Source organism: Microcystis viridis FACHB-1342 (genome assembly GCF_014698335.1).
Lineage (GTDB): Bacteria > Cyanobacteriota > Cyanobacteriia > Cyanobacteriales > Microcystaceae > Microcystis > Microcystis ichthyoblabe_A.
The window spans coordinates 1-20424 of sequence record NZ_JACJSV010000080.1; the positions used below are offsets into that span (position 1 = coordinate 1).

At 40.2% G+C, this 20424-nt stretch carries 18 protein-coding genes; 14 read left to right on the top strand and 4 right to left on the bottom strand.

Annotation, left to right across the window (positions count from 1 at the left end; translation table 11 throughout):
- Positions 1 to 206 precede the first annotated feature (206 nt).
- Complete coding sequence (locus H6G40_RS19770; RefSeq protein WP_002740293.1) at positions 207 to 1424, bottom strand: tRNA nucleotidyltransferase/poly(A) polymerase-related protein; 1218 nt, start codon at positions 1422 to 1424, stop codon at positions 207 to 209.
- A gap of 94 nt (positions 1425 to 1518) precedes the next feature.
- Between H6G40_RS19770 and H6G40_RS19775 the strand changes: the two genes are divergently transcribed.
- From H6G40_RS19775 to H6G40_RS19785, 3 genes are all read left to right on the top strand, one after another.
- The gene (locus tag H6G40_RS19775) at positions 1519 to 1767 is read left to right on the top strand and encodes a Ycf34 family protein (RefSeq protein WP_002739872.1); all 249 of its coding nucleotides are present in this window, start codon (positions 1519 to 1521) and stop codon (positions 1765 to 1767) included.
- 309 nt (positions 1768 to 2076) lie between these two features.
- The gene (locus H6G40_RS19780; RefSeq protein ID WP_002739553.1) at positions 2077 to 2334 is read left to right on the top strand and encodes a hypothetical protein; all 258 of its coding nucleotides are present in this window, start codon (positions 2077 to 2079) and stop codon (positions 2332 to 2334) included.
- On the top strand, positions 2300 to 2479 hold the full coding sequence (locus H6G40_RS19785; RefSeq protein WP_002779187.1) for a PIN domain-containing protein: 180 nt from the start codon (positions 2300 to 2302) through the stop codon (positions 2477 to 2479). The genes H6G40_RS19780 and H6G40_RS19785 overlap by 35 nt, the downstream gene beginning before the upstream one ends.
- 19 nt (positions 2480 to 2498) lie before the next feature.
- Here the strand turns inward: H6G40_RS19785 and H6G40_RS19790 are convergent, their stop codons facing one another.
- The 3 genes from H6G40_RS19790 to H6G40_RS19800 form a co-directional block, all read right to left on the bottom strand.
- A complete protein-coding gene (locus H6G40_RS19790) occupies positions 2499 to 5198 on the bottom strand; it encodes a DNA methyltransferase (protein WP_069474224.1) in 2700 nt (899 codons plus the stop codon).
- 206 nt (positions 5199 to 5404) lie between these two features.
- Positions 5405 to 6862, bottom strand: a complete 1458-nt coding sequence (locus H6G40_RS19795) for a DASH family cryptochrome (RefSeq protein WP_016514738.1) — start codon at positions 6860 to 6862, stop codon at positions 5405 to 5407.
- A 136-nt stretch (positions 6863 to 6998) separates the two neighbouring features.
- Entirely contained in the window at positions 6999 to 9311 is a 2313-nt protein-coding gene (locus H6G40_RS19800; RefSeq protein WP_069474223.1) for a GumC family protein, read from the bottom strand.
- A gap of 672 nt (positions 9312 to 9983) precedes the next feature.
- Between H6G40_RS19800 and H6G40_RS19805 the strand changes: the two genes are divergently transcribed.
- The 11 genes from H6G40_RS19805 (at position 9984) to H6G40_RS19855 (ending at position 20190) form a co-directional block, all read left to right on the top strand.
- Positions 9984 to 10754, top strand: coding sequence for a Uma2 family endonuclease (locus H6G40_RS19805; RefSeq protein ID WP_069474222.1), 771 nt, complete (start codon positions 9984 to 9986; stop codon positions 10752 to 10754).
- Positions 10755 to 10898: 144 nt separating this feature from the next.
- Positions 10899 to 11177, top strand: a complete 279-nt coding sequence (locus H6G40_RS19810) for a hypothetical protein (RefSeq protein WP_036401672.1) — start codon at positions 10899 to 10901, stop codon at positions 11175 to 11177.
- A 90-nt stretch (positions 11178 to 11267) separates the two neighbouring features.
- The gene (locus H6G40_RS19815; RefSeq protein WP_069474221.1) at positions 11268 to 11603 is read left to right on the top strand and encodes a hypothetical protein; all 336 of its coding nucleotides are present in this window, start codon (positions 11268 to 11270) and stop codon (positions 11601 to 11603) included.
- 86 nt (positions 11604 to 11689) lie between these two features.
- Positions 11690 to 12544, top strand: coding sequence for a hypothetical protein (locus tag H6G40_RS19820; RefSeq protein WP_141705418.1), 855 nt, complete (start codon positions 11690 to 11692; stop codon positions 12542 to 12544).
- A 54-nt stretch (positions 12545 to 12598) separates the two neighbouring features.
- Positions 12599 to 13792: a glycosyltransferase gene (locus tag H6G40_RS19825; RefSeq protein ID WP_069474219.1), complete on the top strand. Its 1194-nt coding sequence runs from the start codon at positions 12599 to 12601 to the stop codon at positions 13790 to 13792.
- Between the two features lie 26 nt (positions 13793 to 13818).
- On the top strand, positions 13819 to 13980 hold the full coding sequence (locus H6G40_RS19830) for a hypothetical protein (protein WP_176721633.1): 162 nt from the start codon (positions 13819 to 13821) through the stop codon (positions 13978 to 13980).
- A gap of 38 nt (positions 13981 to 14018) precedes the next feature.
- Positions 14019 to 14840 carry an FkbM family methyltransferase gene (locus tag H6G40_RS19835; protein WP_069474218.1) on the top strand — a complete coding sequence of 274 codons (822 nt, stop codon included), beginning with the start codon at positions 14019 to 14021 and terminating at the stop codon, positions 14838 to 14840.
- A 270-nt stretch (positions 14841 to 15110) separates the two neighbouring features.
- Positions 15111 to 16673, top strand: a complete 1563-nt coding sequence (locus tag H6G40_RS19840; RefSeq protein WP_069474217.1) for a lipopolysaccharide biosynthesis protein — start codon at positions 15111 to 15113, stop codon at positions 16671 to 16673.
- 28 nt (positions 16674 to 16701) lie between these two features.
- Positions 16702 to 17592 carry an FkbM family methyltransferase gene (locus H6G40_RS19845; RefSeq protein ID WP_069474216.1) on the top strand — a complete coding sequence of 297 codons (891 nt, stop codon included), beginning with the start codon at positions 16702 to 16704 and terminating at the stop codon, positions 17590 to 17592.
- Positions 17593 to 17597: 5 nt separating this feature from the next.
- Complete coding sequence (locus H6G40_RS19850; protein WP_069474215.1) at positions 17598 to 18797, top strand: glycosyltransferase family protein; 1200 nt, start codon at positions 17598 to 17600, stop codon at positions 18795 to 18797.
- 19 nt (positions 18798 to 18816) lie between these two features.
- A complete protein-coding gene (locus H6G40_RS19855; RefSeq protein WP_069474214.1) occupies positions 18817 to 20190 on the top strand; it encodes a hypothetical protein in 1374 nt (457 codons plus the stop codon).
- The last annotated feature ends 234 nt before the right edge of the window (positions 20191 to 20424 follow it).

Below are 20424 nucleotides of genomic sequence, written 5' to 3' on the forward strand. Positions count from 1 at the left end.
GTCGGGACATATAAACAGTTATAAGGCTGGTCTGGGTTGACCTGTTAGATTCAGTCAGGGGACTGAAGACCTTACTAGGCGGTTATTTCGGGCATTTCAGCCCTATTTCATGCCTAAACGTTTCGCACGACTAATGGATAGCTTATCAAGGGGGGCAGGGGGGATCGAACCTAAAATCCATTTTTAATTTAATTATAACCAACCACTTATAATAACTTTTTAGCAAAATCGATCGCCTCCTGAAAAACTGTAACTTGGCCCTCAATTTGGGCAATTTGTACCTCGGTTAATAACTTACCGATAATCGGACTAGGTTTCAGGTGTAAATGGTTAATTAAATCATCGCCCCTTAATAAAGGTCGGGGATGGGCGATAATATTATCGGGATCGAGATAGGAAGTCAACAGAGAAGCGACGATATTTTTGTTAATCCCCATTGATAAAGCAAAAAGGGCAAAGACAGGAAATACTTTTCCCGTATTTAGATAAATAAAATACTGTTCCCGCAGACTTAAATTATCTGCCTCCTTGAGAGGAGGTAAACACTTAATTACCGTGATTACCGTGCGAATTTCCCCCCTGGAATACTTGAGATCGATTAACTCTTTTTCCGCTTCTGCCAAAATATCCGATACCAATAGGGCCAATTTTGTCAACTGTAACTGAGAAGGGGAAAAGATAAAGTTTTCCGGTAACAAAGATTCTAAAAATCCCGCTGCCGCTTCCACCCCCATAACTCGCTCCATTTTTGCGGGGGTAATCCGACGCAACCAGAGAGATAATAAGCCATCTTCCCAGGCACTTTTTAGCCATTTATTGCCACGGGAATTGAGCAAAAGGTAATTCAACTCGGATTGTACCCTTTCGGCGGCTACACGGTGCAATAAAGGGGCAAGAGAACGAATAGTTGCACGGGTATGGGGTTCGATCTCAAAGTCCAATTGAGCCGCTTGTCGATAGGCCCTTAATAATCTTAGGGGATCATCCTGAAGATTTTCGGGGGAAATCATCCGCAGGGATTGGCAGCCTAAATCTTTTAATCCCCCTAAAGGATCGAAAATTTCTTGGGTGTGGAGATTATAAGCGAGAGCATTAACGGTGAAATCCCGTCTTTTTAGGTCTATTTCTAGAGATTCTCCCTCCTGTTGTGCGAAATCAAGAGTACCCTGCGGAAAAACGACGCGAGCAATTTGACGAACCGCATCTAAAACCACAAAACCGGCCTTATACTGATGGGCAATAGTTTGAGCAATTTCGATCGCTTTTTCGGGAACCACAAAATCTAGGTCAATATAGTCTTTCTGACGGTTTAATAAAGCGTCTCGCACAGCACCACCGACTAAATAAGCATTTTCTGGCAATTCTTGCCGATTAATCGCAAAAACTTCTTTAACTAAACTATCTAGGTTTTTTTGACAAGACATCGAGAAGATAAATTTACAAAAATATAATTTTGACCGGCCCTATTTGGGGAGAGACTGAGCTAGATTAACGGAAAAGACCTATAGAGTTAAACCTATGTGTATTTGTATTAACTGCTATTTTGTTGATCGCTGTCTCACCTATCATGCCGTAGAAATACAACATCAGGAACGTCATCTCACCGAGACACCGGACTTTGAAGCGAAGAACCCTTCTATTAACGTTAACATTCGCACCAAAGAAGATTATATCGAAATGGAGTGGGATGTGGTGGGTTGTGAAAGCTTTTTGCGCGAAACCGGTAAATGGTCTAGTTTGCGGCCAGGTGAACCAATTCCCACCTAAAACACCTGAACTACCCATACATATCTACTACAAGAGCCAAAAACCCTTATCCAGCAATAGATAGACCCGTTAACTTTTCTTGCTGTACCCGTGCAATAGTAGTCATGTATATAGAAAAAGTTCCTAAACGTTGTGTCTGGAGCGGTTTTTATTAATGAGCATTGCTTAAAAGCAAATAATTCATAATTTAAGTAGGTAGGCGTTAAAAGTTATCAGATGCCCCCCTTATTAAGGGGGGACTAAGGGGGGATCGAACCTAAAATCCATTTTTAATTTAATTATAACCAGCTACTTAAGAGCGAGGTATTTATGGATAAAGAAGAAGAACTACTTGAACAATGGCGAGAATTGACCCCGGAAAAGCAACAAAAAGTTTGGCAATTTGTTCAAATACTTAAATCTGAGTCACAAACAACACCAGAAGCTAAATTTATTCCCCAAACACCATTAAGCAAAAAGTTATGGGAAATCCGACATCGGGCGATCGCAGCTGGATTGCAACTGCTCAATGAAGATGAAATAGAACAAGAACTTGCTGCACGTCGAGGAGGGTGCAGTGAGTCGTGAAATTGCTGGCACTTACGGTTTAGCGGCGATGGATGCACTTCATGTTGCTGCTGCGCTGCAAATTCAAGCTGATGAACTAATCACCACCGAAAAGCCAACCAAACCAATGCACCGAGTCAGGGAAATTCAGATTGTTTCAATCTAATGTAAGGGGTTAGAGTAATCTAAGAGTAAGGAGACCAGGGACCGATGACGGTTTCTCCTCGCTTCTCTTTTTCTGCTAATTCCAGATTTAAGGTTAATAGTTTCTCTAAGATGTCGTCGTCAGCTTGGAAGTGATATGCTTCCATCACTAGCTTGTCTAATTTCTGATGAAGTTGATACAGTTGGCTACTGGGTTCGTTAAAGAATTGGTTATATAGTTTAGTGATTCCCCATTGTTTTTTCTCCATCTGTTGGCTGCGGTATTCGTGTAATTCGTTGGCGGTTTGACGGATTTTTTCGACAAGTTCCTGTGAAGGTTTCTGGGGAAAGGGGAAGGTTTCAAAACAGGTGTTATGGGTGTAGCGTGTTGTTTCTCCAAGAGTTGAACTTTTGGCTTTTACCCAGAGGCGATGAATGTTAGATGTCAGGATACCGAGAATGTAGAAATCATCAGAAGCAAGAACAATATTTAAATCTCCAGGAAGCCAGTCAAGGGGTGCTGGAATAAAAACCGCCCATTTAGAGACTCGTGGGACTGCAAAGTAGCAATCTAAAGGTTTAATTGCTGTTCTCATTTCAGGGCGAGGACGTAAAAATATCCACCAAAAATCACGTGCTTTCTTATCACGATTTATCTCTCTTTCTGGCTTAACATTTACTTTAATATGCTCAAAAGGTAGTTTATATTCACTAGCATCCTCCAAACTCATATCATTAAAATCAATAATCCAGCGTTCTGGCTTACCGTGAGGATTTTTAGCTAGATTTGCTCCCATTGAAAACAACTTAAGGACATCTGTATTTTTAGGTTCTTGTTTAATCCATTCATCAACTTGTTTTTCACTAACTAGAAAACCTTTACCAACAGGAATCACTCCTTGAAAACATTGACTAAGATTAGCTTTTAATCGTGGAGATTTAGAGACATCTAAAGTCGGTTTTAAAGAAGAATTAATCTGAGAAACTTGATGATTATCTAAATAATAACTTACTGGCTCAACTTTACTCCAATTGACAATACTAACATGAACATTAGCCTCACCAGACCAAGGCTGAGTAGAAATCGCCTCATGAATGTGTCCACCATTGTGAGTAATATAATCCAACGCTGCTACACGACTTTTTCCTTGACTAATAGAATTAGTTCCGACTAAACCCGCTCTTCCTTTCTCGTCTAATTGATTATGTGCTAGACGAAACCAATAGGAACAAAAATCAACCGAGTCTTTAACTTCAGAAAACCTCGCAAACACTTTATTAACATAATCATCACTGAGATTTAATCTCATGTGTTTACCTCCCAAAAATGGAGGATTACCGATAATTGCGTCTGCTTTTTGCCAATCCGTAAACAAAGCATCAGCACAAATAATATTACTATCCAAAGTATCCAAAGGTAAAGAAGCTTCCGTCAAATTAAACTTATCAATCGCCACCTTTCTGGCAATCATTAAAGTCACCCGCGCTAATTCTACAGCAAAAGGATTAATATCCATTCCATAAAACTGTTTAGGCGTAACAAAACTAATCTGTAATTGGTCACTAGCAGAACGACGACGGTTAGCAATCTTTTCAATTAATAACTGTTCAATGCGCTTTAATTCTTGATAGGCGACATAGAGAAAATTACCCGAACCGCAAGCCGGATCTAATACCTTATACTGCTGTAATTCTAACTGAAGTGTATTTAACTCGCCAATCGTCCCAGCTTGCTCAATTTTCTCCTCCCAGTAACGGCTAATAGTTGGGCGAACAATTTTCATAATATCCGCTTCTGAGGTAAAGTGCATCCCGTAGGTGTGGCGTTCTTCAGCATTAGCTGTCCCCTCAAAAATATTACCAAAAATTGCCGGACGGATCTTACTCCAATCCTGACGCGCCGCTACATCCAGAAACCTTAATTCTTCATTAGTTAATTGAATTGGATGAATTATACTAAACAGTCCCCCATTAAAATAATCCACTCCCTGATACTTACCAGCAGGAGTAATTCCGGGTTGGTTCATCTGTTGAAATAATCCCCCCAAGACATCATAGGAATTGCCACCATTTAGACATTCTTGTACACAAGAAATAAATAAATCTCTTGGTAACAATCCTCGATCCTCAGCAAACATTGCTAATACACACTGCAAAATAAATCGCTGGGCCGTCAACTCATCAAAACCGCTTTTATGACCGCGTTTTTTTAACAGTTGAAACAACTCACCCATCCGCCGCGCTGCCGTTTCTGTAATCTCGACCTGATTATTCTGAAAAATAGGGGTACGATTCCCTACTTCCATAAAATTGAAGGCACTCACCCGATTTTTCAAATCGTTGAGATTTACTCGATCTACCGGTTCATCTATTTGAAGATCAAAATCAAAAATCCAGAACTGATCAAAATTACATAATAAGACATAGCGAGGGCGATTAGGAACCAATCGACTCCAGTATTCAAAAGCTTGGGGATAGTGCTTACTTAAATCTTCTCCTCGCTTTTTCATTTCAATTAAAACACGAGGTTTCCAAACTAAATCAGCAAATCCTGTTTTACCTTTCTTGCTACCTTTAGTAATCGCCTCCTCATAGGTTGCACCCGCTTCTAACGCACCTTTATGACCAAAAGCTCGAAAGAAACGGTCTAGGAAAATCTGAGCTTCTTTCCTTTCTTGGCCAGTAATATGCTGTTGACAAAAATCAATAAATTCCTGTAAGCTTTCAAGAGTAGTAGTCATCTTTTGCCTTTCTATTGGAGTAGGGTGGGCGTTGTGGTGCGATCACTATCTTACACGATAAAATAAAGGAACTGAGTTGAAATCGAAGTCAAGCCTATGCCAATTCGAGGCGTTGCTGAATCAAGGTATGAATGGCAATTGTGCATCGTATCCAAAAGTTAGTTTGGGACTAGGTTTTAAAAATCCCACAAGAGAAGATTCATATCTCAAATCAGCAACGACTTGGCGAGATAAATTTTTTCGTTGTGTTTAATTGATTGAAAAAAATCGACAATAGGACGAGGATAATTAACCCCTAAAATCACCCCATAACGCTTTTGTTCCTCCAGAGATAATTTATAAGGTTCGTGAATTTTATCGCCTTTTATTAGGGCTAATTCGGGCAACCAGTGACGTAAATAATCACCTTTGGGATCATAATCTTTCGACTGTTTCGGGATATTGAAGTAACGAAATCCTCGTGCGTCATTACCGACACCAGCAGTGTAATTCCAATTACCCCAATTACTACAGACATCGTAATCAACTAATAATGACTCGAACCATTCTGCTCCCATACGCCAATCAATACCGAGATTTTTGGTCAGAAAACTAGCGACATTTTGCCGTCCACGATTTGACATAAATCCTGTAGCAGCTAACTCTCTCATATTAGCATCTACAAGGGGATAACCAGTTTTTCCCTCACACCAAAGATTAAATCTTTGCCAATCTTCTAGCCAAGGTAAATTAAGTTCTTGCAAACCAGATTTATAAAAGATTTTATTCCCGTGTTTACTGCAAATAAATCGAAAAAAATCTCGCCATAATAATTCAAAAATTAGCCAATAAGTAGAGTCATTTTTTACTCTTGTTTGCTCATATTTTTGTACTTCTTCATAAATATAACGGGGGGAAAGACAGCCAAAACTTAACCAAGCTGAGAATTTTGAGGAATAATTAGTCCCTAACATTTCATTGCGGGTTTCCTTATAGGTTTTTAAGGAATCACTATCCCAAATATATTCTTTAACCCGTGATTTTCCTGCTACTTCACCCCCTTGAAATGATAAAACACCTCCCTGGTCTAGAATTAGTTCTGTTAAGCCTAAATCCTTTAAAATAGGAAGATTTCCCCAATCTATTTTAGGTAATTTTGTCAACTTTTTCGGACTGGGATAAGTTGTTCTTATTTCCCAATGACGTTCTACTTGTTTACGAAAATTAGTAAATAATTCTGGCAGTTGATTAAGGGTAAAAGGTAAATCATCAGGATGATATAAAGTGGCTGTCCAAAAAGTTTTTATCTGCACAGGAATTATAGATAAAGCCTTATTTACAGCCTTTTCTACCGCTAATTCCTCTGCTGTAACCTCTTGATGATAATAAACCCTGGCTATCTGCAATTCTTGAACTAATTGCGGGATAATTTCTTCTGGTTTTCCCCGTCGGATAATTAAATTACTGCCTAAACCTTCCAGAGATTGTCGTAAATTTGCTACGCTTTCTAATAAAAATTTAGCCCGGAACTTGCCAGTTTTGGGAAACCCGTAGGAAGTAAAACCAAATTGACGCTCATCAAAACAATAGAAAGGAATTATCTCTAATTGTTCTTGAATGGCTCGATAAATTGCCTCGTGATCGTGAACTCGCAGATCATTCCGATACCAGATTAAAACCCGCATTTAACATCAATTAAAAGTTGATAACCGATCAATAAGTAGTTAGGTGTTAAAAACCATCAGATACCCCCCTTATTCAGGGGGGATTAAGGGGGGATCGAAACCCCCCTTATTAAGGGGGGATCTATCTTTAATTTAATTATCTTTTCCCGTAGTAATGGCCATAGTAACGATAATTATGGTTTTTCCGACTAACATTATTAGCCACTAAACCTAACACGGAAATATGGGATAATCTCAGATCTTCGAGCAGATTTTTCAGAGCAAAGCGATCGGTTTTGCCCAGTTTGGTAACGAGAACCAGTCCGGTGGCCATGGCGGCGAGAATTTTGGCATCGGCAAAAGCGGCGATCGGTGGTAGATCATAGATAATTAGATCGAAGGCTTGCTCTTGCTGTAAACGCGAGATCATCTCCTGCATTCTCTGGGAAGAAAGCAAGCGGGTTGGATCTGGGGGAATTTCACCGGCGGTAAGAATCGATAAATTCTCGTAACGGGGTAGAGGTTGAATTGCCTCATTCCAATCGAGACCCTCGGCGAGGACATTACTAAGGCCGTGGTCGTTATCGAGATTAAGTCGATGGTGAACCTGGGGTCGTCGCAGGTCAGCATCCACCAGTAAGACTCTTTGTCCCATACCAGCGGCGGCCTTAGCGATATTTATTGACATGGTGGTTTTACCATCTCCCGGTGATACAGAACTAACCACGAGGGACTTGCGGTGGGAATCGGCATCGAGGAGGCGAATATTGGTGTTGAGAGTGCGGAAAGCTTCCGAGAAGGGGGAGAAATTATAGTAGGAGGGGTTTTCGTCGGCCGATTTCCCAGTAGTATTAGGGATAGTAATTTTGCGATCACCGACTGTTAACTGGGGTAGGGCGGCTGTGATCACTTTTTCGATGGTGCCAAGGTCTTTTTGCCAGGGAATTGCGCCCAAAAGGGGTAGTTTGGTATCTTCTTTTAGTTCATCTGCACTATGATGAACGGGGTCTAATCTTTCAGCTAAAAAGGCCGCCCCCAGTCCTAATAAAAGGCCACCGATAACCCCTAAAGCCAGATTTCGCACAGGTTTAGGAGAAACGAACTTTTCCCCTACTTCTGGTGGGGAAATTAGTTGCCAAGGCACCACTTGTTGTGCCACCTTGAGTTGAAGTTTTTGTTGTTCCTCCAGAAAACGGTCGAGACTGGTGGTGGCGATTTCCAACTCTCGCTGCAAATCCGTATAACGACGGGCTAAAACCGCCAGATTTTTGACCGAGGCTTTCTGTTGTTCGAGGGCCCGGGCAAGGGATTCTACCTTAATTTCTAGGGTTTGGCGACTGTTAGCGGCTTCCACCAATTGTTGGGTTAATTCTACCCGCAGAGCGCTCTTTGACACCAAAGCAGGGGAGTCACCCACTGTCTGGGGCAGTTTTTCCCCTAGTGTTCTCTGGGCTTCGTTTTGCAGTAGGGGCAGTAAATTAGCCCGTTTTTCCTCTAGGGTGGCGATTATCGGGCTATCCTTGGCAAAAACTGCCGATTGTTTGGCCAATTCCACTTCTACTTCCTGCAGCTGCTTGAGCAAATCTTGATAACCGGGAGATTCACTGAGATAAGTAGCGATAATTGCTTGATTAGGGTCTAATCCCACCTGTTGCTGTAAAGCCTGATAGCGAGAGTTAATTTCGTTAAGGGCAACTTGGGCTGCCCGATAATCTTGTTCAGTGGTGGTTAACTGTTGTGATAAACGAGTTGCCTCTTTATCGGGATCGAGGAAATTGTATTGCTGCCGGAATTGCTGCATTTGTTTTTGTAGAGTATTAACTCGTTCCTGCAGCACGGGCAATTGAGCGTTAACAAAATCTAACCCTTGATTAATTTCGGTCTTCCGTTCCTGAGAACTATAGTTTAGGTAATGACGGGCTAAATTATCTAAAACCAGCTTAATTTTTTCCGGTTCCTCATCTTGATAGGAAATTTCTAAAACTTTCGTCTGTTTTTGTCGACTAATTTTGAGATCAGATTGGCCAGTTTTACTAATTAAATCACTGTAGGTAAAGTCGGGATATTGAGGAGTTATTTTACTAAAGATGGGGTTAAGGAGTTGCGGACTGGTTAAAACAGCGATTTGGGTATCATAATCGATGTCTTCACCACCTAACTGAGGTAGGATATCTTGGGCTGCCAGTCTGGAAGAACTTTTATTTTCCTCGATGGGTTGACCGATGAGCAGCAAGAATTTACCTTGATAGATAGGGGTTTTTGAGAAAGTATAAGCAGTGATCGCAGCCGTCACCCCTAGGGTGATGCCAACGATTAACCACCAGCGATGCTTGATGACGTAAAGGAATTGACGCAGGTTGAGTTCCTCTCCTTCCTGCGTGACGGAGGGGATAAAAGCTGGTTGGTCAAAAACTGGCAGATTTGCTTGACTTTGGGTTTTTAAAGCCCCATTTTGTTGGTTGTTCATCATTATCAAATAGTCAAGGGATAACTCTATTAAACCGCATCTAGTACGCCAGTATAGCTTAAGAATAATTTGGGAATTTGTCCAAACATGGTATCTATTTAAAATAGCCCCCAACCCTTATAGAGTAAGGAATATGACATCTAAAGCTGAAATTGACTTCGGGACACTTTTAAAGGACATAAACCGCAACCAGCTAGAGAACTGGAATCTCACTGGCAGGCCATTAACCCCTAAAAGTATTGCTATGCAAAGATCATAGCCGAAAAAGGCAAACTACGGGGTTCCCCGTGGACGCGGTTTAAAAGATTTTGCGGTAGCAATCTGGTTCGATTAGTCACCGCTTCATCATAACACCATGCTACAATGACAACTCTAGTTTTTCCGGTAATTACCAAATTAAGGTGCGTTTACCCTACCTAGCCAATGCCACTGGCCGCTTGACATACCCCCCCTGAACGGTTACAAATTATGTACTATTCTGCCAATCGCAATAAGCTGTACTGAATTTAAACTGCGTATTGAAAATTTTAGTACAAATGCTCAAACTGCTTCTCCCTGCCCCGCAGCTCCGGTACTCCCCTGCAATCTTAACGAGTAATTTAGATAGTCAAGAGCTTACTCATTTGCTCTTATAACAAGCTAAACCGCCATAACCACCATCACAGGAGAGCCTCAATGACAATCCCATTAGCACCTCGCATCTCCGATACTTTACCCCCCATTACCTGGGAGAAATTGCCAGCGGATTTTGTCCTCCCTGATGAACCAGTGGAAAGCACCCGACAACCCCTCCTCGCGGCGGCTTGGCGAGAATCTTTAGAATTAGCCAGTTTAATTGTGGAAGCGAGTCTTATTGCTGCTAATTTTGGCATTTGCGCCACCGTTGGCCCTAAGACAGTAGTAAAAGCTCCCGATTGGGTTTATGTACCCGCAGTAGCACCTATCCGAGAAGGAGAAATTCGCCGCAGCTACACGCCCCATGCAGAAGGGGAAGTGCCAGCAATTGTCATGGAATTCATCTCAGAAACGGAGGGAGGGGAGTATTCTATCAATCCCCACTATCCCTATGGCAAGTGGTATTTCTACGAGCGAATCTTACAAGTACCTTTCTATAGCGTTTTTCAACCACAAAGCGGAGAATTAGAAGTTTATCGCTTAGTATCAGGGAAGTATGAGTTACAAAAAGCGGATGAGGATCATCGTTACTGGCGGGCAGAAATCGGTTTATTTCTAGGAGTATGGCAGGGGAAAAAAGCAGCAGTAACGGCTCATTGGTTGCGCTGGTGGGATCAATCAGGTAATTTACTATTGTGGGGTAGTGAACGGATTGAACAAACCGAACAACGAGCCGAACAAGCTCAACGGCGGGCTGAGGGAGAAAAAGCTAGGGCAGACAGCTTGGCGGCGCGGCTAAGGGCGATGGGAATTGACCTGGAGGCTCAATGAAGAATCTATACAGCTTTACAATTTAGCTGATTGTGTGCTATGGTAGCAACTGTTATGCGTCGAGAGGAAATATATTGGGAAATTGCTGGAGATTGCGTCGATAATCAATTGTAACCAGTTATTAACAAATGAGAAAAGCCAGCCATGACCAGAAGCTCATCCGAACACTCCAGATGGACAGATGAGATGCTAGATAAATTGGCAGACTCAGTTTCGGAATTGACGGGATCGGTTGCAGACCTTAGAGATTCGATGGACGGGGTACGACTAACGGCAAACGCTCTACTCCAAATTGCCGCACAACAACAGCGTAATATGGATGAAGTGAGGCAAAGACAGGAAGAGTCAGACAAGCGTTTTGAGGTTTTGCTGTCAGAAGTTCGCTATTTGATTCGGCAAATTAAACCAGAAAATCAATCATAAGCTTGAGGGAAATGGCGGAGATCGCGTCTATAATTACGATTACCTACAATTTAAGCAGCTATTGAAACTGAGAAGGGAGAAAAACAAGCCATGACAAAACGGGATGGGGAACGGACGAGATGGACAGATGAGATGCTAGATGAATTAGCAGACTCAGTTTCGGAATTGCGAGAATCGGTATCGGAAGTCAGAGACTCAGTTTCGGAATTGCGAGAATCGGTATCGGAAGTCAGAGAATCAGTAGATGGGGTAAGAATAACTGCACAAGCACTGTTACAAATAGCTGCTCAACAACAGCGAGAAAATGAAGCTCGGCAAGCAGAAATTGCCGAAATCAGGCAAAGACAGGAAGATTCAGACAAGCGTTTTGAGGTTTTGCTGTCAGAAGTTCGCTATTTGATTCGGCAAATTAAACCAGGAGATTAAGAGTATCTGAGAAAATTGACGGCGAGTATATGTGTGTATATAATTTACGCAGTCAGTAAAACTAAAAAATGAAAGGATAAATTATGATGATGCTAAAGCAAATAACTTCTTTTATTGGCAGAATAAATCGAAAAGTCGATAATTTTATCACGGTGTCAAGACTACTTCCCAGATCAGAGATAGCTCATGTTATTTTGTTTAATCGAGAAACTCTTAAAAAAGTCAACCAGTGGATTGACGAAGAGACATACAACAATTCAGTATTTCATTATGGTCTTCCTTTAAGTTCAAAAGAACTAATTGATCGAGAAATAAATAGCCAGATTACATATACTGATGCGATTCTATATCTCAGCCGCTTTCTCAAAAAACCAGTTAATTATCTAGAGTTGGGAGTATCTGTTGGCAAGAATTTTTTCCAAGCCGCTAGTTTCTTAGAAAACAGTGTCATGATTGGTTTTGATATTGAAGAAATCAATCCTACTCTGGAGCAATTTTTTAAGAAAACATCTTATTACATTGAATGGGATACAATGGCTAACTCTTTGAAGACAGGCAAATCTTCTCTGATTGAATACGATTACCATCACAATCAAATATACTATCTTAGCGGCGATATATTTGACGAGAATTCTTGGAAACAATTATCTGGAAGGAAATTCAATATTATATTCTCTGATGCGTTTCATGATCCGAAAGCTTTAATACATGAATATAATATGATCAAAAAATATGATTTGCTTGATCAAGAAGAGTTTATTATGATTTGGGATGATTTAGGTGGAGAAATGACAGAATCATTCAAGATGATTTGCCAAGAGTTAAGCTGTCATTATCATCAAAATAACCTCAATAATACGACAATTTTCTTGAATGGCTGGCTAGGAAGTTACGAGCATAAACACCAAATTGGGATAGTTACCTATTTTGCTCACAAATAGGCAAATTTTTAGGAACAATCAATCAATAAGTAAAAACATAGGTAGGTTTAACTGATGATTAATTTTTTTTGGCGAACTCGCAATGTTCTCGCTCGAATCAGGTTGGCAGCTACTCCCTTAGTCCCCTCATTGCTTAAGGATTTAGCAATAATACTGATTCCTGAAAATACCGATATATTTCAAGCATTAAGAAACTTTGCTGTTAAACTTGGAATTGCCAACAAAAGCCTAAAAGGTCTATCTGACACTGAGGAAAAAGTAGTTATTCAACAGTTTGCCGAGCCAGCTAGTAAACCTCTGGTTTTTGCGTCTTTCTGTCGTGGTGCAGATGCTCCTGGTCATGGTAAGTTTAATGGCGGCGTTAAAGAACTCAACTATCTAGTTAAGTTATTAAGAGAGCAGGGATATGAAGCTTATGTAGTGACTTATGATGGAAGTTATGATTCTTGGCTTCTGGATCATCAGCCTCACATCTCGATCAATGACTATAACCGTTTGATAACATATAACCAGAATATCCGTTGTGTTACTTCTTGGGCAATTGCTGAAGCTTTTATTAAAAATAGTCCCTCTCTCTACTTTTGGGATATGGAACTCTGTCATACTGAACACGACCATTTTCCAGTTCTGGCAAATCTCTATCGAAAAAAAATCCGCAACACTGCTGCAATTACTCGAACGATACAGGCTTGGCACATGGCTCATTTTCAACGCCACTGCGTTCTGCTTCCTAATTTGGTCGATCAGTCTCAATGGTTTCCCATTTCAGAAAAATGCCAGTCTTATCGGGTTGGTTATATGAACGAAGGTCTTCATACAGAAACCTATCTAGAGATTATTCAAGATGCTGTCCATAAACAAGGTCTTGAGTTAGAATTTTGCCAAATCCAAGGTGTTGAAGAAGAGGTTCTTGAAAAGATGCGTTCCTGTGAAGTTTTTCTGACTATGAATATTGGCAAGGATGCTCTTTGGGGAGAAGGCGGACCTTTACCCCCTCTTGAAGCTATGGCTCTAGGCTGTGTTCCAATCGCTTTTGACATTCTTGGCCCTCGTGAAATCATCCACAACGGCTTTAACGGCATTATTGTACCCCGGTATCGCCCAGATCTAATGGCAGAAGCTCTGATTAACCTCTATACTATTCCAGGAGAACTAGATCGGCTCCGATACAATACTTTAGCTTTAATGCAGACCTGTCATACCTTTAAATCTCGCTGGCCTGCAGTCAAGGAGTTTCTCCATCTTTAAGTAATTCTCTATTTGGTATTAGAAAATTGAGTAATCTTCTCTCTAAAGCAGTAAGTAACTCTACCTGGACTGGCATCGGCTCTTTGATGACAGCGATCTTGGGGTTTCTGTTGGCAGGTTTAACTATTCGTTGGTTGGGTGAAGCGGAAGCTGGATTTGCCATTGCGATCTCTGCTATGGTATTATGAATAAGACGGTTAAACGACTTTTTTGCGGGGATATTTAAATGTACGCTGGTAATTTAAAAGTATTTGTCCAATTTTCTGATAAATTTATTGGCAATGAAAATATAAGAGTAGTAGTTGAATTGGGGGCTAGAGATTGTCGAGAAACAGTTGCTTTCAATCAAATTTTTAATAAGGCTTTTATATATGCTTTTGAATGTAATCCTATGACAATACCTACTTGTAGGGAGGCTGTAAGAGACTTGAATAGAGTTGAATTAACGGAAAAAGCTGTGTCAAGTGTAGATGGGAAAATAAAATTCTATCCCATCGATCCAGAGCTTACAAAGACAACTTGGGAAGATGGAAATCCCGGGGCTTCATCTATATTCCAAGCTTCTGGAAAATATCCTGTAGAAACCTACGTACAAAAAGAAATCGAAGTTGATTCAATCAGACTAGATTCTTTTCTGAAAGATCGGGAATTGAAAGATATTGATATTCTGTGGATGGATATTCAAGGTGCGGAACTACTGGCTTTAGAGAGTCTGGGTAGCGACATTAGAAATGTCAAGCTAATACACACAGAAATAGAGTTTCTTGAAATATATTCAGGACAACCTCTCTTTGAAGATGTATATAATTTCCTGCATATTAATGGATTTTATCTAATTGGATTTACTCATCTTGGAGATTACGATTGTGATGCCATATTTATCAACAGGAAAATCCTAAAAAATAGAGTTGCTGTTTTTAACATTACAATCAAGGAAAAGGTATTATTGCTCAAGGTTAAGTATATTAGGTCACTTAAAAATATATTTCCAATAAAAACATTATACCAAATCTACAGAACTATTAAGAGAATTGTGAAGAGTAGCTAATCAAGAAAAACTGCAAGTAATCAATCAGTATCGATGGTTTCCTATCTCCATCTTTAAGTTATAGCGCTTTTCACGTTACTGAGGTATCGAGAAGTTTTGCTAACAAAGGGTTTAAGTCCCTTGCCCATGCCTCATTCTGATGAAAACTGCTATAGCGTTTCCTGTTCGCAAGCGGTACATTATCGATGTTGAAAAGCTTAATCAGCAAAGTTTTAACTGTGCTACACAGGTGTGAGAAACGCTATATATTCTCTATTTGGTACCGGAAAATTGAGTAATCTTCTCTCTAAAGCAGTAACTAACTCTACCTGGACTGGCATCGGCTCTTTGATGACAGCGATCTTGGGGTTTCTGCTGGCAGGTTTAACTATTCGTTGGTTGGGTGAAGCGGAAGCTGGATTTGCCATTGCGATCTCTGCTATTGTTGGCATTAATAACACCTTGAGTGGATTTGGACTGGGGACTGCCGCAATGCGATTGCTCAGTCGCGCTTATGAAGAAAATAATTCTCAGGAAATTCAGAAAATAGCCGGTGTTTGTTTTTCAACTTCTTTGGCTTTTGGATTGCTTGGGTTTTGTCTTTTTACTTTTGGCTCTCCTTGGATTGTTCAGTGGAGCAAATATGAGGGCAATCCTGATTTAGCTCGCCTCTACTGTATATTACTAGGATTGGTATTTTTGCTACAACAAATCACCGGTTATTTTAATATATTTCTCACTTCTCTTCAGAGATTTGACTGGCAAACAAAGCTCAACACTACTTTTATGTTAGCCAATGGTATTTTGGGAATCACTTTTTTGAAAGCCTTTCCTAATATTTTAACCTTGGCAACAATTCAGTTAGCCTTGTCTTGCTTGAATTGTTTATGTACTGGTTTTATAGTTTTTAAAATCCTTGGATTTCTGACACGTCCTTCCTGGCATCAAGCCATGTTTATTGAGCTTTGGTCGTTTGGAAAATGGGTTTATCTAACTCAGCTTGCAGGCATACTATGGGGACTTGATAAGATATTTCTAACATCTGTATTTGGTAGTAGTTCTTTGCCTTTCTATACTTTTGCACAAAACATATATGGGCAAGTTCATGCAATTTTAAATGGACAGTCTTCTTATCTATTTCCCATGCTCTCGGCTCAAGGAGATAAATTAGAAGTAGTAGCAGAACAAATAGAAGACCGCTTGCGCTGGTTTATTGGGTTAATTGCAGGTTTTGTCTATTCAGGACTGATTATTGCTGGTCCAGCTTTATTGACTATTATGGTCAATGCCGGATTTTCTAGCAAAGCTAGTTTTCAGTTGTTTATTTTTTGTTGGGTAGGCTATATTCATGGCAATGCGATAGTACCATTTTTTTTCGGACTAAGTAAAGGAGATGCAAAAGGTAACTGGATTTTTCACATGATTATCGCGCTTGGTTATCTACCGTTTTTTGTTATATTTGCTTTAGTGTTTGGTTTTCAATATGCGGTGCTAGGACAGCTAATGACGTTCTTTGGAACAATTTATTTGTCTCGTCGTCTTAAGCCTAAGATGGACTGGATTACTTTTTGTCGTTGGTTAATTAAACCTCTATACTCGTCTTTGTTGTTGATGGTTGTAGCTTGTTGTTTTCATGTTATACTAATTTTTATAAAAGCAAATACTGGAATACAAATTGCTACAATGATTGTTTTTTATCTAGTTGCAATCTTATTAATTCCTCGCATTGAAGCCTCTTATTTTGGCGGTATATATCGCCTGAAAACTCTAGCCAAAGCCCTTTCATTAGTTTTGGCAAAATTGGGCATTCCAGAAAAATTAGTTTTTCGTTTGATGGGTATTAAATCATTCTGATTTTTTTGTATATAAGGAGTACAAAATTGTGAAAAGCTTAAAATTCTTTTCAAGAAGGTTAACAAGAGCAATAGCCCGACGATTGCAGTTAGATCAAAATCTTTTTCATCAAAACCAGCTTAAATTAGAAGCGGCAAAAGCCAAAGGTCAAGAGTTGATGGATGTGATGCCAGGAATCAATCTGCCAATGATAATTCACCCAGATATGTACTTTAAAATTGGCTATACTAAATATATATTTGAACCTGAATCACTTGATTTCATCCGCGATAATCTCAAACCTGGACAAACTTTTCTGGATATTGGTGCTAACGTTGGCTACTTCTCGCTGTTTTGTTCTAAAATAGTAACTCCAATCGGTCGTGTTATAGCTTTTGAACCGGGAGACTTTGCCTTCAATCTACTGAAAAAAAATAAGGAGTTGAACAAATTTAATAACCTGGAAATACATCAGGCAGGTTTTGGAGAAAAAGATGAGATTGTAAAATTTAATTCAGGCGCACCTGGAATGGAAGTTTATAACTCATTGGGCGACATTATTCATCCTTCAGCGGATCTGGATAAATTTAGTACAATACCAGTTCAACTTTTTCAGGGATATACCTGGTTACAAAAGAATAATGTACGGCATATAGATTTAATGAAACTTGATGTTGAAGGCGGAGAATACCTTGTACTCAAGGGAATGCTGGAAATGTTTCAATCCCAGAAAATCTCTCGACTTTTAATAGAAATTACGGATGAAATGTCAAAAGCCTTTGGTTATCACCCTTCAGACATTATCTTAATGCTTAAAGATTGTGGCTATAATTGGTTTAAACTGGGTTCCTACGGCCGGCTTGAGCCAATGTTTGACAACGATATAGGGAGTTCAGGAATGTTCGTAGCTGTATCACAAAAATCTCAGAAGCAGAGTTAAAAACCTTGAAAACCATCGCCCTAGTTGATCCCCTGTGGGGAGGCCACCACCCCACCTACCTGAAGTTTTTCGCCAAGACATTGCTAGAATTGGGAAATGAAGTAATCTCTCTGTGTCCCGAACCGGAAGAGATGAACCTGTGGATTGCCAAGCACTGTCCAGAGTTGGCAAGTAACTTTCACTCCTTTGAGTTGCATGAACCCTCGCCAAGTCAGTTTTCCGGTCGCCGATTGCAGGCGAGGGCAATGGCTGTAGCCCGCTGGCAACGAGTCGCCCAGAGTATCCAAGAAATTTCCTCAAAGCTAGGCAAAGCCCCCGATATCACCTTTTTTGCCTGGCTTGATACATACTTAGGATTAATTCCTGCTATCACCGACATCATCTTTCCCTATCCTTGGTCAGGGCTTTATTTTCAACCTGGCTACCTACGGATACCACCAAAACTCCGGTGGATGCGCCACGGCATCTTAAATCCCTTATCAGTGCTAAAATCTTCCCACTGTCCAGTAGTGGCCGTGCTAGACGAAGGTATTGCTGACAAGTTACAGCAGAAGCTTAATAAACCTGTGGTCGTCTTGACTGATATCACCGATGAATCACCCCCCGATATGAGCTTTGAGATTACCCAAAAAATTCGTGCTAAAGCTGCTGGCAGGAAGATCATTGGTTTGTTGGGAGCTCTAGATAAGCGGAAAGGAACACTTACGCTTCTGGAAGTTTCTCAACAAGTGAGCGATCGCTGGTTTTTTGTCTTTGCAGGTAGGCTGGCTGAACCAGCATTTACAGCCGCAGAACTGGCGAAAATTCAGGAGATTGTCAAAGTAAACCCAGACAACTGTTTCTTTTACTTGAATTCGATTCCTGACGGGTCAAGATTTAATGCCGTTGTTCAGGTATGCGATGTCCTGTATGCTGCCTATGAAAATTTTCCTTACAGTAGCAACATCCTGACTAAAGCAGCAATCTTCGAGAAACCTGTAATCGCCAGCAAAAACTACTGTATGGGCGAACGGGTTCAGAAGTTTAATCTTGGCTATGGGATTGAAGGAGGAAGTGTGTCTCAGTGTGTTAGCATCTTAGAAAGATTGCATGAGGAACTCTCCACCGGCAATCTTTCTATCCAGCCAGATTTTGAAGGGTATAGACACCGGCATTCAATCGACCAATTGATCTCTGCTTTTCAGAAAATTTTAGAGTTTGTGTAAAATCTGTATTTTATTAGTAATGAGCATCTTTCAACCGCTGCCAACTCTCACTATTTCCAAGAAAAAAAAATACCTTCAAGCTTCCTTTATCAAGCTTGCCGCAACCTCGATTTTTTATGTCAGTCTATTTTTGCTGACTTTTTCTGATTTTCTCAATGCCCAATTTGACATAGAACAACGCAGCGCAGTCAAGGTAGGTGTAGCATCAGGTACAATCCTTGCTTTTTTTATTCTTGTTGGCTCCGCCTTCTTTATTGATAGAGAATTTCGTCGCTTGTTATTGGGCAAAACAGGAATTTTCTATGGGGCTGTTGTTATCTTTTATACTTGGATGGGCTGGCAACTTTTTGGCAATAGTATTGATTGGATACGAATGGATTTATCTGTTTGTTTATGGCTGATAGGTGGCTTGGCAATGTTTCGCATTCTTGCTAATTCCTATCGCCCCAAAATACAACTTACTTCACTCATATCTGTTTCAACTGTATTTATTTACTATTCTATTTCACTGCAAGCTGAGAGAATGAACGCTCTTGCTAATGCGGGGGTGACAGAAAGAATCACAGATTGGAATACATGGGCATATTCCTCTTTACTCTTACCACTGACTGGAATTGCTCTTGGTGTATTATGTCGGCAGGGCTGGTTTTGGACAATCTCAATATTGGGATTAGTTGCGATTCACCTTTATTCTTTGGGATTTATTGGAGCAACGAGATCTGTTACCTTATCTTTACTAACTGTAGTAATTTTCTCTGCTTTTGGTTTATCTTATCATATATCTAATGGAGCCCTAACTACTAAATCATCTCTAAAACAGCCAAAGTGGTTGATTTATCTATTATTCTTGATCGGTATCTTTCTGGTAGTCGCCGTATTTTTTATTAATTTTGAGCAGTTATTCGCGGATCTATTCCAGAATAGTTTAATCTTTGAAAGGTTTTTCAATCCTGACCAATCTACTGATCGATCTTCTGAATTGCGAATTGAGGAGGCCATCGGAGGGCTTCAAGTTTTGCAAGATGAAATTGAATTTTTATTTGGTAAGGGTTTAGGCGCAACGTTTTTCTCAGTATTGGGCTATGAAATTAACGCTTTCCATATAGGTGTTTTGACTTTTTTGCTTAAAGGCGGATTGATTATGTTCGGTTTTGTTGTTTTTATTTTATATGTAAAACTTCCCCTATTATTTATAAAATCCATTGTGAAACCGCACCGATTAGATTATCTCAAACGAACTGCTTTGCTCACCGTCCTACCAGGGGTATTTGGGTGGGCTGTATTGCTGTTGCTTTCGGGTGGTTACAGTCAATTTAATTCTTTGGGAATTGGTTTTGCTTTTGGTGCTTACTCACATATTAGAAAGCATGGTCTTGGCATTTTCTTTGAGTAATTAATAAATCGAGGTAATGATTCGGTAGTAGTGGCGTAGCTCTGTTGCTTACTTGGTATGAATTGTGTAAAATATTTATTAATAAAAATAATTGGAACCCGATCAGTCTTTAAACCTCTAGCTTGATCATGACTTTTCTGATAAATATCTTTTTCTGGCTCCTGTCTGGCTTACTGAAATATCAGTCTAGCACCGAACAAAGTACCCCCCCTAGTTCACCTCCGTTCCCCTGTC

Excerpts from the sequence above, each read along its gene's own strand:
- H6G40_RS19790 (WP_069474224.1), bottom strand. The coding sequence starts at position 5,198 with ATGACTACTACTCTTGAAAGCTTACAGGAATTTATTGATTTTTGTCAA.
- H6G40_RS19800 (WP_069474223.1), bottom strand. The coding sequence starts at position 9,311 with ATGATGAACAACCAACAAAATGGGGCTTTAAAAACCCAAAGTCAAGCA.
- H6G40_RS19770 (WP_002740293.1), bottom strand. The coding sequence starts at position 1,424 with ATGTCTTGTCAAAAAAACCTAGATAGTTTAGTTAAAGAAGTTTTTGCG.
- H6G40_RS19795 (WP_016514738.1), bottom strand. The coding sequence starts at position 6,862 with ATGCGGGTTTTAATCTGGTATCGGAATGATCTGCGAGTTCACGATCAC.
- H6G40_RS19855 (WP_069474214.1), top strand. The coding sequence starts at position 18,817 with ATGAGCATCTTTCAACCGCTGCCAACTCTCACTATTTCCAAGAAAAAA.
- H6G40_RS19805 (WP_069474222.1), top strand. The coding sequence starts at position 9,984 with ATGACAATCCCATTAGCACCTCGCATCTCCGATACTTTACCCCCCATT.
- H6G40_RS19835 (WP_069474218.1), top strand. The coding sequence starts at position 14,019 with ATGTACGCTGGTAATTTAAAAGTATTTGTCCAATTTTCTGATAAATTT.
- H6G40_RS19820 (WP_141705418.1), top strand. The coding sequence starts at position 11,690 with ATGATGCTAAAGCAAATAACTTCTTTTATTGGCAGAATAAATCGAAAA.
- H6G40_RS19810 (WP_036401672.1), top strand. The coding sequence starts at position 10,899 with ATGACCAGAAGCTCATCCGAACACTCCAGATGGACAGATGAGATGCTA.
- H6G40_RS19780 (WP_002739553.1), top strand. The coding sequence starts at position 2,077 with ATGGATAAAGAAGAAGAACTACTTGAACAATGGCGAGAATTGACCCCG.
- H6G40_RS19815 (WP_069474221.1), top strand. The coding sequence starts at position 11,268 with ATGACAAAACGGGATGGGGAACGGACGAGATGGACAGATGAGATGCTA.
- H6G40_RS19825 (WP_069474219.1), top strand. The coding sequence starts at position 12,599 with ATGATTAATTTTTTTTGGCGAACTCGCAATGTTCTCGCTCGAATCAGG.
- H6G40_RS19775 (WP_002739872.1), top strand. The coding sequence starts at position 1,519 with ATGTGTATTTGTATTAACTGCTATTTTGTTGATCGCTGTCTCACCTAT.